General features: G+C 43.7%; 12 protein-coding genes. 5 read left to right on the forward strand and 7 right to left on the reverse strand.

Going from position 1 to position 12385, the window contains the following annotated elements:
- Nucleotides 1–280: 280 nt before the first annotated feature.
- The 3 genes from NL644_RS02680 to NL644_RS02690 all read right to left on the reverse strand — a co-directional run bounded on the left by NL644_RS02680 (nt 281) and on the right by NL644_RS02690 (nt 3326).
- On the reverse strand, nt 281–1645 hold the full coding sequence (locus NL644_RS02680; RefSeq protein WP_031780191.1) for a YjiH family protein: 1365 nt from the start codon (nt 1643–1645) through the stop codon (nt 281–283).
- Nucleotides 1646–2100: 455 nt separating this feature from the next.
- Nucleotides 2101–2772 carry a YoaK family protein gene (locus NL644_RS02685; RefSeq protein ID WP_005391213.1) on the reverse strand — a complete coding sequence of 224 codons (672 nt, stop codon included), beginning with the start codon at nt 2770–2772 and terminating at the stop codon, nt 2101–2103.
- A 152-nt stretch (nt 2773–2924) separates the two neighbouring features.
- Nucleotides 2925–3326, reverse strand: a complete 402-nt coding sequence (locus tag NL644_RS02690; RefSeq protein ID WP_012842460.1) for a GFA family protein — start codon at nt 3324–3326, stop codon at nt 2925–2927.
- A 203-nt stretch (nt 3327–3529) separates the two neighbouring features.
- On the opposite strand from NL644_RS02690, the gene NL644_RS02695 reads away from it, so the two are divergent.
- Nucleotides 3530–4159, forward strand: coding sequence for a hypothetical protein (locus tag NL644_RS02695; protein WP_253657945.1), 630 nt, complete (start codon nt 3530–3532; stop codon nt 4157–4159).
- 124 nt (nt 4160–4283) lie between these two features.
- Entirely contained in the window at nt 4284–5567 is a 1284-nt protein-coding gene (locus NL644_RS02700) for a peptidoglycan DD-metalloendopeptidase family protein (RefSeq protein ID WP_338328546.1), read from the forward strand.
- Between the two features lie 106 nt (nt 5568–5673).
- Here NL644_RS02700 and NL644_RS02705 read toward each other — a convergent pair whose 3' ends face one another.
- Together NL644_RS02705 and NL644_RS02710 are read right to left on the reverse strand one after the other, a co-directional pair.
- On the reverse strand, nt 5674–7494 hold the full coding sequence (locus NL644_RS02705; RefSeq protein ID WP_253657946.1) for a bifunctional diguanylate cyclase/phosphodiesterase: 1821 nt from the start codon (nt 7492–7494) through the stop codon (nt 5674–5676).
- A 182-nt stretch (nt 7495–7676) separates the two neighbouring features.
- Nucleotides 7677–8564, reverse strand: coding sequence for a LysR family transcriptional regulator (locus NL644_RS02710; RefSeq protein WP_005391202.1), 888 nt, complete (start codon nt 8562–8564; stop codon nt 7677–7679).
- A 105-nt stretch (nt 8565–8669) separates the two neighbouring features.
- On the opposite strand from NL644_RS02710, the gene NL644_RS02715 reads away from it, so the two are divergent.
- The 3 genes from NL644_RS02715 to NL644_RS23040 all read left to right on the forward strand — a co-directional run bounded on the left by NL644_RS02715 (nt 8670) and on the right by NL644_RS23040 (nt 10657).
- A complete protein-coding gene (locus NL644_RS02715) occupies nt 8670–9863 on the forward strand; it encodes a multidrug effflux MFS transporter (RefSeq protein ID WP_182035775.1) in 1194 nt (397 codons plus the stop codon).
- Between the two features lie 178 nt (nt 9864–10041).
- Nucleotides 10042–10389, forward strand: a complete 348-nt coding sequence (locus NL644_RS02720; RefSeq protein ID WP_005391198.1) for a hypothetical protein — start codon at nt 10042–10044, stop codon at nt 10387–10389.
- Between the two features lie 133 nt (nt 10390–10522).
- On the forward strand, nt 10523–10657 hold the full coding sequence (locus tag NL644_RS23040; RefSeq protein ID WP_005391196.1) for a hypothetical protein: 135 nt from the start codon (nt 10523–10525) through the stop codon (nt 10655–10657).
- 126 nt (nt 10658–10783) lie between these two features.
- Here NL644_RS23040 and NL644_RS02725 read toward each other — a convergent pair whose 3' ends face one another.
- Both NL644_RS02725 and NL644_RS02730 read right to left on the reverse strand, forming a co-directional pair.
- Complete coding sequence (locus NL644_RS02725; RefSeq protein WP_253657947.1) at nt 10784–11398, reverse strand: glutaredoxin; 615 nt, start codon at nt 11396–11398, stop codon at nt 10784–10786.
- 44 nt (nt 11399–11442) lie between these two features.
- Nucleotides 11443–12300, reverse strand: a complete 858-nt coding sequence (locus NL644_RS02730; protein ID WP_005391192.1) for a DMT family transporter — start codon at nt 12298–12300, stop codon at nt 11443–11445.
- Nucleotides 12301–12385: the final 85 nt, after the last annotated feature.

A 12385-nucleotide genomic window follows, 5' to 3' on the forward strand; every position in this document is an offset into this window, starting at 1 on the left:
GCGGTAAGTTACGACAAAAACCGTGAGTTTGATCAGATTTGTGCGCTCTGTTAATGAAAGCGTCATAATGAAAAGAATTGCGTAAAGCATAGTGATTCAGGTTGGCGTTATTGGTGAGATGAGAGCGACTTAACTGTCGTAAAAGGGGGCGTGATTGGAGCTGTTCGTTGTAAGTTATGAGCGTTTGCTAATTAAGTGATCTGAATAGAGCTGTAGATAGAGTTTTAGACATAAAAAAGGCCCCGACAATGCGGAGCCTTTGTTGATTGATGCTTTGATTTTAGAAAATCAGATGAGCAACACCAGCAATCACAGGTAATGTGATTAGCGTACGCAGAATGAAAATAACGAACAGTTCTACAATGTTTACTGGAATTTTGCTGCCTAGTAGTAGGGCGCCAACTTCTGACATGTAGATAAGCTGAGTTACTGACATTGCTGCAATAACAAAACGTGTCATTTCATTATCAATTGATGCCGCTAAAATTGCCGGGATAAACATATCCGCAAAGCCAACAACAATAGTCTGTGATGCGGCGACAGCTTCTGGAATTTGCAGTAGCTCTAGGTATGGAATGAATGGCTGACCTAGAATTTCAAATACAGGAGTGTACTCTGCAATCACTAATGCCACGGTACCCAGACCCATAACCACAGGCAGTACACCAAACACCATGTCGATTGCGTTATGTACGCCTTCTTTAAATACCGACTGAACAGATGTTACCTGACCAGCACGCTTAAGTGCTAGATCCATACCCCATGAGAATGTGGTGTGGCCTTCTGGTACGGCGTCAGCATCTTTATCTGGGTTGCTGCCATCAATGTAGCGATCTTTCTTCAGGCTTAGCGGCGGTAAGCGAGGAATGATAACCGCAGCGACAATACCTGCTAAACAGATTGCGCCGTAGAAAGGTAGGAACAGATGCTCTAACTGTACCTGAGCGATAACCACTAAGCTAAACGTGATCGATACTGCTGAGAACGTTGTCCCGACAACAGCGGCTTCACGCTGAGTATAGAATTTATTTTCGTACTGTTTGCTGGTTAGCAAGATACCAACACTGCCGTCGCCTAACCAAGACGCCATACAGTCAATTGCGCTACGTCCAGGCAGGTTGAATACCGGGCGCATGATTTTACTCAGTAATGCGCCAAACAGCTCAAGAAGACCAAAGTTCAGAAGAAGCGGAAGGAGTAGGCCCGCAAAAATGAACACCGCAAACAAAGTTGGTAGAAGACCGGTAAGAACAAGGCCACCTGTGTTTTCTTCCCAAATCGCTTTTGGACCCACTTGGAAGAATGTCATTAATACGGCTGCACCACCGATTAAGCGAACAATAAGCCAAAGTGGCGATGGATTGAAAAGACCGTTTAAAAATCCATTACGTAAAATCGCTGCAGGCTTGAAAATTTTGCAAAGAACAGAAGCGACTGCCATGAAAGCGATGATACTGGTGACGATAGCGATCAAGGTATCGCCTAATACTGCCGGGATGACTTTTGCCATAACCGCAACAGGGATAGTTAGGCCGCCATCGTATGAGATCGGAGCCATAAAGAGTAGAAGACCGATTAGGGAAGGGATGAAAAACATCCAAAAGTTGCCCTTAGGAGCTTCAGTAGCATTAGTGGTGTTATGCATAGTTGTCTCGTGTTACTACTAGTCAATACTTGCCATTTCCATGACATAAATATTCACTAAACATCCGTATTTAATCACAGTTTTGCGGAGGGTACCCGCAAACTGCATCCATTGCAATACTATTCATTAAATACATCTAGTTATTCAGCCGATTTGTCGGGTAATTGGTCAAATAACGTATAAGTGTATACGAATATGTTGCTTGTGTTAGAAAATTGTAGCACGGAGCGCGGGCAGCGCAGAGAATTATGGGGCGCATTGTGACTGGAATAATAAAACGCTAAACAAATGTGACTTTGATCTAACTAACTTTTTGCCGGAAGCCCTGTTAGCCCTAGCTGTTATAAGGTTTTTTAGCTGCGTTACAACACGATAAAACGTTTATTATGATGTGCAGCGGTGAGAGAGTTGAGCTACAACCGATTGAAGCATTCGGCCTCAATCGGTTCGAGATTTTATGCTTTTTGTTGGCGACTAAGCACGTAAAGGTAACTCCAGTAGATCAGAGCCGTAGCGAAAGCCAATATTGCAGGGAAAACGAGCGTATATAATCCATACACCACGAATAGTGCGGCTCCTGCGACCCCGCCAAGCAAGAATCCGAAGAAAATGAATAGGAATAGCTTTGCTTTACGTCGATCAAATTGACGACCTCTTAAGCTTTCTCCAATCATAATCCCCAGATCGGTGATGATCCCAGTCATATGTGTGGTTCTGACTACTGCGCCGCTGAATGTAGTGATCATTGCGTTTTGTAATCCACATGCTGCTGACGCTAGATATTGGCCGTACAAATCCCCTTGCACCAAAAAGCCCAAACTGAGTAGGAGCAAGCTCCCTTCTATGCACAGTGCAACACCATATCTTCGCCCTAGTTTTAACGCACTGCTCTCAATAAAAAAGCCGCTAAAGGCAGCACCGATCAAAAAGCTAAATACGATGAAGAGCAGGTGAATGGAGCTATCCACACCTGTTAGCAAGCTGTTCCCTAGCTGAGTTACGGTTCCCGAAAGATGTGTTATCGCTTGATGTTGAAAGCCGAGAAGACCAACGGCATTGACGCAGCCCGCGAGAAGGGCAAGTAGAAACGCGCCATATTCCACCCAACGAGGAAGTCTGGAAATCACAATAAAACCCCACCAAATGTTAGGAGCCGATTATAACGCTCACACCGCGTTACGAAACCCCTTACAGTAAAACTCGGTTGATCATTCTCAAAAAAATCTCATTTATAGAGCTTTTGCGTTGACCGTGATAACGACATAGAGGGGGATTTCCCCTACCTGATGTGTTCCATTGTACATTCGAAACTCACCCATCCATGTTTCCTCTGCTCATAGATGGAAACCGTTGGTTGGTGGAACTCTTTATCAGTAAAAAGACCGACGGGAATGATCATGATTTCAGGAAATGTAGAGACCAATAAGCGCATTGTCGTGCCGCAAGAAGGGCAAAACTCATACTGAACCTCGCTGCCATCATCCCCCATTCGGGTATAGCAGGTGACTTCACCGTTTAAGGTTACGTGCTCTTTATCAAAGCGAGCCTGTACCCCAAACACACTGCCTGTCCGCTTTTGGCATTCAAAACAATGGCAGACAGATGTACGGATGGGTTCTCCCTTACAACGGAGCTCAACTAAACCGCAAGCGCATTCGCATGTATGAATGGTTGTTGTCATCGTGATTACCTATTCTTCCCAATACACCAATGAATTTGGAACACTGAGAGCAGTGTCAGTGGCCAGTTATGAAATCTGGGCTTGAAAATCATTTGGATACAGTCAGTTTAGTTTAATTTTGAAACACTTGAAGGGATGAAATCATTTGGGTATACAATGCTATACTCGCTTTTTCATTTATACCTTTAAACAAGGAAGTCTTCATGGCTCACAAAAGAATCCTGCCGATACCACTTATTCTTCTTATTCCGATCGTATTATTGGTCGTGGTTGTGATCGCGGGTGTTTATCGCTTTAGTTTGTCTGAAGAAGAGATCATGGCTAAGTTTCCTCAAACGGAAGTAGAAACCAATGTTATTGTGCAAGAGACGCTGGGAATTACTTCACGCAACCCATGGACTATTCAAGTACCAGAGCAGGGAGCGGTCACTTTTCTTGATGAGTGGGATAAAGAAAACGGCTATTTGATAGGTGATTATGACGCAGGTGCGACAAAAGGTCAGGTACTCGTTCCAACTGCGTTTATTAGTCAGCGTGAAATTGAGGGTGTTTCATGGATTACTGCACCGATGATTGTAACGACACAAGGTAGCGGTTCGTTTAACTATGTTGGCTTGTTCAAGTTTGACCCCGTGCCGAGCAGAGTTGTCCTTTTAGACAGTATTTTTGTCGGTGATCGCGTTAAATTTACCCAAATCACATGGGAAAGTGATGCCATTATCACGCTTTCATATTTAGCGCATGGTGACGATCAAGCAATGGCAGATACGCCGAATCAATTAAATTCATCCACATTAAAGCGTGTAGGGAATAACTTACATATGCAACAGTGATGAATTTTTTTTGAGTTCTGTAAAAATTCAGTGTTTTCTGCGCTAGATCTCGAAATTTCATAGTGATTTCTTATACGGGAATGCATAAGCTATGAGCCTTGTTTGAAAGGAGATAGTAATTCCCGTGTCTACAAATGAAATTACAAGACGGTTGCCGAATCTGACAAGTCGTAGAGCGCTGCTGTTATACTCCTTGCCAGTTTTAGTTGCGATTGGTGTTTCTCACTCTCTCAAAGAGTCATCTTTAACCAAAACCATCGCATTGAACCTGCCTGAATCTCAGGTCGTTGAAAAAATTCTTGATGCGACAACTGCCGAAGTTGTCACTCCCCCGAACTTCGAATATCAAATCCAAGCTGGTGACAACCTAAGCACTATTTTTAGCCAGCTCGGTTTCGGTTACAGCTCGTTAATGAAAGTAATGGAAACGGATTTGAACTACCTTGCACTTGATACACTAAAGCCGGGCAATACGCTCCGTTTTTGGCGTGATGATGCGACAGGCGAGTTAGAGAAAATGGAACTGCAATTTTCTATTGCAGATAAAGTGGTCTACCAACTAAATAGTGATGGTAGCTATGACTTTACCGATATCTCGATTCCTGGCGTGTGGAGCCAAGAACCATTGGTTGGTGTTATTCAAGGCAGTTTCTCTTCTTCTGCAAGTCGATTAGGTCTAACGTCGGCAGAAGTGAGTCAAGTTGTGAGCTTACTCAAAGAGCAACTCAACTTTGGGCGTGATCTTCGTGCAGGTGATCGATTTGAAGTTGTTCGTCGTTCGCAAAGCATCAATGGTGTGCCAACGGGCAAGAACGAAATTGAGGCGATTAAGATCTACAATCGCGGACGTGAAATCACGGCTTACCTTCATTCCGATGGTCAATTCTACAATGCCAAAGGCGAAAGCTTGCAGCGCGCATTCCAGCGTTATCCTGTAAGTAGCCGTTGGCGTATCAGTTCTGGCTTCAATCCCAATCGTTTACATCCAGTAACGGGGCGTGTCGCGCCGCACAACGGTACTGACTTTGCCGTACCAACCGGTACTCCAGTCGTTTCTACTGGTGACGGTACAGTGATCATGACTCGTAAACACCCTTATGCGGGTAACTACGTGGTTGTTGAGCACGGCAGCAAATACAAAACCCGTTACTTACACCTAAGTAAGATTCTGGTGAAGAAAGGGCAAAAGGTTTCTCGAGGCCAGCGTATCGGTCTTTCCGGTAAAACAGGTCGAGTGACAGGGCCACACCTTCACTATGAATTGATTGAATACGGCCGTCCAGTTAACGCTATGCGAGCAAACATCCCAATGGCGAGCTCTGTTCCTAAGAAAGAGATGGCAACCTTTGTCGCGAACAGAGATGAAATGGATAAGCTATTACGCGATAAAGAGAAAGCAGTGCTGTAACAAAGTACTTCGCTCAAAAAATAAAAAGAGACTAAGCATAGCTTGGTCTCTTTTACTTTGTGCATTAACTAGATTTACATTCCATGACCATCGCTTGTTTAGGCTCTTAGGCGCTCCGCACTTCACGTTCATTTATCAGGCGTACGATTTCATCAACACTGTGTGGGCGAGAGTAGAAATAGCCTTGAATGTAGTGGCAGCCCATTTCAATTAATTTTTGTAATGCTCTATCGTCTTCTACGCCTTCGGCAATCAAATCCACATCAAGCAGTTCTGCTAATTGTGCTATCAAAAACACCACTTGTTCAGAGGTTGTATTTGAGAGCATGTTTTGAACGAAGGTTGCATCGATTTTAATGCTATCAATCGGATAATTGTGTATATAGTTCAAGCTTGAGTAGCCAGTACCAAAATCATCCAACGCGACCTTAAAACCTAAGTACCGCAATGAGTTAAGTACCATCTGTTCACGGCCACTTTGCGAGAGTAAAACGGTCTCGGTGAGCTCTATAACAAAGTCTTTTGCTTCATGCTGATACTTTTCAACCATGTTAGTTAAGTGGTTAATATAGCGGTTAGAGTCAACCAGCTCATACGCAGAGCAATTGATAGAGAGTTTGACTTTGTATCCTAAGTTGGCTTCGAGCTCTTGTTTTGCGATACATGCGAGTTCAATAATACGTTCACCCAACTCGATAATCAGGCCTGATTGTTCGGCAGCTTCAATGAATTCCGCAGGGGAGATGTTTCCGTAAACATTGCTGTTCCAGCGGGCTAGGATTTCAAAGTAATTCCAGCGATCGCTTGTGATATCTACGATTGGCTGAACAACGACATACAACTCTTCGCTATCATGTATGTCAGCGCTAAGTTGAATGCGCATAGCTTCAATAAGCTGCGTTCTACGGTGATAAAGGGCGCTAAGGTGTGTGTCGTAATGCTGAATTCGTGTATCGCGATGTTTTTTACAGTCTTTGAGAGCGAGACTGGCATTCAGAATTAGCTCATCGCTGTTCAACATATGTACTGGTGCGCGCGCGATACCAATACTAACAGTGAAAGAAATTCGGTTAGATTTGTCGCTGTAGCCGCTTTCAATTTTGTCGAGTACTTCCTGACACACGGCGACAGGATCTTCGTCGTAAGTAATGAAGGCGAATTCATCTCCAGCGACACGAAAAGCGTTGTTTGGCGATGACAAGCTCTGTTGAATGGCGTTTGCCGTAAACTTAATGATTTGGTCGCCGATGTAGTTTCCGTTGATATCATTGATCGATTTAAAGTTATCGATGTCTAGGTAAGCCAAACTGAATGGACGAGTGGCCTGTTGCGTCAATGTCTCCAAGGTATCAGCTAAGCAGCTACGGTTGAGCAGTCCAGTTAGGTTATCATGCGATACTTCATAGCTAAGCTGATTGAGAAGCTTATCTGAACGTTCACTGACCCACTTTTCACGTAAGCTGTGAATAATGACATTGGCATAAAAGCGGTGGAAGTCGAGGATATCTTGCGCTTCCTTAGCGTGGATGCTTCGGGTAAAGGTGGACAATAAAATTCCCAGAACCTCGCCATTTTGTGTCTTTAATGGCAGACCAATGTAAGCTTGAATACCATCCTCTTGAAACATCTGATCTTCAGGAAAGCGTTTGTAAACTTGGTCCTGATAGAAAATATGTTCACCAATGTCTTTTGCCACTTTTTCACAGGGGGTGCCTGAAAGGTGGTAGCTTAGATTGTCTGTAATTTTTCCATTGCTGGCGAAGGAGATGGTATGAGCCGAATGCTGAAGATGCGCAACTTCTACAACGCAAGTGCAATGGCTCTGCAATTGTTGATGAATATCTAACGTGACTCGGTTTAGCTGAGCCGTGCCATTTAGCTTCAATATTTCATCAATTTTGTGGAAACTGATTTGTACCTGACCCATTGAGCATTTCACCTAGCGTTGTGATTACCATATCGTGTGAGACACGAAGAATTATTATTTGATATGCATCAAATAAACTATCGGTTACTAAGGCGAATTTTTCAAATTTTGTGAACGAACAAATCATTATTTTCATGTTTTTATGCTTGAACCTCATCGATATATAGCGCTAGAAATTCAAGCTAAGCACGCTTCTCCTCTTCTAATCGCGATTTGAGATAATCGAGGAACAGCTTAGTCCGGGTATGTTGATAATCCAGCTTTGGATAGTAGGCATATACAGTGGCTTTATCCGCCGTGATATCGGGCAAGATAGGCACTAACGCTCCGGATTTGAGATCATCTTTGATCATGACGTTATTCGTCATCAGAATACCCATGCCTCTTTTGGCACCATGAAATAGTGCTTCTGGATTGGTCGTGGCAAAGTTACCGGACAAGCTGATACGTTTGCCTCGATTGGTTTTGATTTCTCGTGAGGGCTTTTCACCCCAAATCAGGACATTATGCTCTGTCAGATCCTCAACGCATTGTGGTGTCCCGTATTTTTTTAGGTAACTAGGTGCAGCGTAAAACTGGGCTTTATGTTCGAAAAGTGCGGTGGCTTTGAAACTTAGTGAATTAAGTTGCTCTAATTCCCGGCTAATAAACAGGTCTAAGCTTAGCTCTGGCAATTGGCCTGGTAGCGTTGTCGTTAATTGAAGCGTGATGTCTGGATATTTCTCAAGAAAATCATCTAGGTAATGCACCAAAAACTTAGAACCAACCGCCAGTGTCGCGCCAATTTTCAATAACCCCGCTGGTGATTGATTGACTGAGCGAGTTTCATCTAATACTGATTGCCATGAATCCAACTGATTTTTTGCTCGTTGATAAAACAGCGCACCAGCTTCGGTTTGGCTAATAGAGCGGGTCGTGCGTTTAAGTAGCTGAACGCCAATTTTATCTTCTAGCCATTGAACTCGTTTACTGATAGCTGAGCTGGTGGTATTGAGTTTCCGCGCTGCGGCATTAAAGCTACCTTCTTCGACCACACGAATATAACTCTTCACGCTTTGAATCCAGTCCATTGTGTCTCCTTGGGAATTAATTCCTTTCCAACTTAGCTGATTATCATCTTTGAGTATCAAATATACACTGTTTGCCATCAATCTGTCACAAAGTAGGAGGAACGTTTGCGTAAAACACCATTGTTATTAGCGATGATGATCATTGCCACAGGCCAAGTTGGCGTTAGTATTTATCTTCCTTCTTTACCATTGATTGGTCATGACTTGAATTTGCCGCAACATTCGATTCAGAATCTCGTCACACTATTTCTCGTTGGTTTCGGTATCTCTCAGCTTTTTTATGGCCCATTGTCTGATGCGATTGGTCGTCGACCAGTATTTATTCTGGGCCAAAGTGTGTACCTAGTTGGTACGGTTATGTGTATCGCCTTTTCGGACAACATTATTGCTCTTGAAGCGGGGCGGTTACTTCAAGGTTTGGGAGCGGGCAGTGCCTCGGTGCTTGGTCGCTCCGTATTGCGTGACAGTTATGACGGTATGCAATTAACCAAAGCGCTATCTTATATTTCAGTAACTGCTTCTGTGATGCCAATTATTGCTCCACTGTTTGGTGGCTGGATTGCTTTTCACCTGAGTTGGCATGCTGTCTTCGTGTTTGTGCTGATTTACTTAATGGCAATTTTTACACTTGGTTTATTGGTGTTGCCAGAAACGCTGCCTTACCCGAAGCGAAAATTTAAAGTAGGCCAAGTCAGCGCGAACTATTTGCGTCTGTTAACGAATACACAAGTGATTGGTAGTGCGAGCTACAACTGGCTTAGTTATTTATCGGCTCTGGTTACGCTCTCCTTGTATCCATTTTTAATGCAACAAGAGTTAGGATTAACGGCGGCAGATTACGGTTCTTTGATGATTATACCGTCAGTTGGTTTGCTGACGGGTAGCTTGGTGCTTAATTTGATCAACGCTCGTTACAAAGCTCAGCAAATCTTGCTGATGAGTTTCGCGATTGTTGCTATTGCTGGCTTCATGTTGTTGGTTACACCCTTCAGTGTATTTTCATTACTAGTGGCATTTACGTGTTTAAGTTTTGCCCAAGGCATGTCGTTTCCAGTATCGATTAGTTTGTTGCTGTCGCCACATAAGCAACAGGCCGGAGCGGTTTCTGCGCTATCTGGATCAATTCAAATGTGTTTAGCCGGGTTGTTTGGTGGATACTTGGTAGATTCTTGGGTCACGAATCAAAGCCAACTCGGGGTGTTTTATTTGTTTATTGCGTTACTTTCTTGTTGTGTGCTTGCATTGAGTCAATTTCGTAAAGTACCCAAAGGGACGATTCAAGCAGAAACTTCCACCTGAATATACTTGCAACGAAAGAGGCAGCTTTCTAAAATGCGCTGCTAAATTAAGTCAGGATCATTGTGTATATTGAATGACTCAGTTTGAGAGGAAGAGGGCAATGCCTGATGCTCCTCTCAAGCTTGGGGATACATTTCTGCCCAAATGACTATCCGATCTCTAATCGTTAGGTGAAAGAATGCAACAAAACGAATTTGAAACACTGGTAAAAGAAATTACTCAGCAAGAAAGCATGCCAAAGGCACTCGAAGTCTTGAAGGCGTGTGAGGAAGAAGAAGTTGCACAAGCGGCACAATCCCTAACGGGTCAGTTTGGTCTTGCAGAAGTTGATGGCGAGAAACGTATTTACCATATTACCACTCAAGAAGACGAGTCCGGAGAAGAGCAAGAATACGTGGAGCACGTCATGAATGAAGGCGATCACTTGATCAAATTTGCTGCGTGGTTCTTTGAAACATTCTTTGAAATCAAACAAAAAGATACGTACGTCGCAGCGGGTAAAACATACCAGCAACCTAAGCGATAGGCGCCCGTTTCGAAAAAGTAATCAGAACCAGCCTGAAAGTTAATTACAAAATAAATGTGACATCAGTCTTGTTTTTATTCAATTGTGGTGTAAAATTACAACATAGTTAAGTCAATACATTCAGGAGAAGGTCATGGGTAACGAACTTGGTGGTGCTTATATTGGCCAGATGATTGCAAAAGACGCGATGCACAAAGCGCTTTACGGTAAAGCGAAGAAGAAAAAAGCTTCTGTTTTTGCTCGTGTTATGAAAAAACTGGCGAAATAATTTAAAAAGCCCTGATTGAAGAATCAGGGCTTTTTGCTTTTATCTGTCTTGTTTTTAGTGGCAGCCTACATATTGAACAACATTGGTAAACCACTACTCAAAGACGGATGGCATTTGAATCAAACGCTAAGCGGATTGGCTTGGTATCTCCACGACATTGTTAGGCACTTTATCTAGCCCCTTTGCTGCTAACCACTTTTCTAAATCGTCAGCGCCTCCAACATACTTTCCATCCAACCAGATCTGCGGCACTGTTACCGGCGTTTTCTCTCCAATGATGGCCTTTACTTCGGGGATCATGCGATACAAAGCGGCGCTGTCTTTAACCACGTCATGATACTCGTATTGAACGCCAGCATCGTCAAGTAGTTGTTTAGCTTTGACACAGTAAGGGCAGGTGGCTTTACCATAAACAATGTTGCCTTTTAGCTCATCGCGTTGGACCCATTCAGCGATAACTGATTGCACAAGCACGCCCCGGTTTAACGCTTCTCCTTGGCTGACCACTTTTCCTTCGACAAGAAGAATCGGTGCATGCCAGGCCCCTGCTTTTAATGGTTCCCACCAATGTGATAACCAATCTTTTACTTCCAGTTCAACGGGGACATCAGCGAGTTCGTTTTTAAAAGTATCCGTCAAAATATCTTTAGTTAACGTACATTCACCACAAGGAATATTGACTTTGAATGGACCCCAACTACCAGCCCAGCGGTACAGTGTAATTTTGATTGGTTGACTCATATGGTGTTCCTCATTTCCTTTCCTGAAAATATAGAACCTTGAAATTAGACTTTTCTTTCAACTAGCTTTGTCTTTTTCGCTTCCCAGTGCGTAATAAACGCAATGGAGGCAATAATAATCGCGGCGCCTAGCCATAAACGACCAGGTGGTACCCAGCCAAACACCAACCAGCCAGCAACGACATTCAAAGGCAGTTTTGCGTGATCAAATGGTTGCACAAACGAGGCGTCTGCTACTGCATATGCTTTAACGATAGCCCATTGAGCGAGTGCAGTAAGCGCGCCTGCGGCTAAAAGTACGCCCCATATCGTCCAGGTATTTGGCATAGTAAATGTCGGTATTGCCAATAAGATATTAAACGGCGTTATCAGCAGTAATAAATAGACAACCATGGTTGAGGGCGGATCGTTGACCGACATTTTCTTTACCATCAGAGAATACGCTGCCCAGAAAAATGCGGCGCCAACAGGAAGCAGGGTCGCCCATGTAAATGAATCTGCCCACGGCTCAAGAATGATCATAGCACCAACGAACCCTGTTAATGTCGCTAACCAGCGTGCAGTACCTACTTTCTCTTTGAGTAACAAGCCAGAGCCAACCGTTGCAAATAACGGAGAGGTCATCAGCAGCGCAATGCCTTGCCAAATCGGAACTGGATAAGCGAGTGCCCAAAGCCAAAGCTGAATCCCGATAACAGAGAGAAAAATACGGAAGGCATGCCAACCAAAGTGTTGGGTTCTTAGTGAGCGTCTAATTCCAAGTGTACGCAGATAGGGCAGAATGACAAATAAGGCAATAGCGTATTGGAATAACGCGAATGTGGTGGAAGAGACACCAAAGTTGATGCTAGCAATTTGGGCGAAGCTGTTCACTATGGCGAATGCCAAGCCAGCTGTTAGCATCCAGGACGCACCTTGAACAGGATGATGATTCAATTGAAAAATTCCAGCTTGATAGAGGTGGCGGGATCATACGTCCTATTGTTTT

The sequence above is a fragment of the Vibrio sp. Y10_XG_PY6 genome, from assembly GCF_024181795.1.
GTDB classification, from domain to species: domain Bacteria; phylum Pseudomonadota; class Gammaproteobacteria; order Enterobacterales; family Vibrionaceae; genus Vibrio; species Vibrio diabolicus.

What these genes read in the sequence shown, in the direction of transcription:
- NL644_RS23040 (WP_005391196.1), top strand. Translation starts at nt 10,523, where the DNA reads ATGGGTAACGAACTTGGTGGTGCTTATATTGGCCAGATGATTGCAAAA.
- NL644_RS02695 (WP_253657945.1), top strand. Translation starts at nt 3,530, where the DNA reads ATGGCTCACAAAAGAATCCTGCCGATACCACTTATTCTTCTTATTCCG.
- NL644_RS02710 (WP_005391202.1), bottom strand. Translation starts at nt 8,564, where the DNA reads ATGGACTGGATTCAAAGCGTGAAGAGTTATATTCGTGTGGTCGAAGAA.
- NL644_RS02680 (WP_031780191.1), bottom strand. Translation starts at nt 1,645, where the DNA reads ATGCATAACACCACTAATGCTACTGAAGCTCCTAAGGGCAACTTTTGG.
- NL644_RS02705 (WP_253657946.1), bottom strand. Translation starts at nt 7,494, where the DNA reads ATGGGTCAGGTACAAATCAGTTTCCACAAAATTGATGAAATATTGAAG.
- NL644_RS02730 (WP_005391192.1), bottom strand. Translation starts at nt 12,300, where the DNA reads ATGCTAACAGCTGGCTTGGCATTCGCCATAGTGAACAGCTTCGCCCAA.
- NL644_RS02720 (WP_005391198.1), top strand. Translation starts at nt 10,042, where the DNA reads ATGCAACAAAACGAATTTGAAACACTGGTAAAAGAAATTACTCAGCAA.
- NL644_RS02690 (WP_012842460.1), bottom strand. Translation starts at nt 3,326, where the DNA reads ATGACAACAACCATTCATACATGCGAATGCGCTTGCGGTTTAGTTGAG.
- NL644_RS02725 (WP_253657947.1), bottom strand. Translation starts at nt 11,398, where the DNA reads ATGAGTCAACCAATCAAAATTACACTGTACCGCTGGGCTGGTAGTTGG.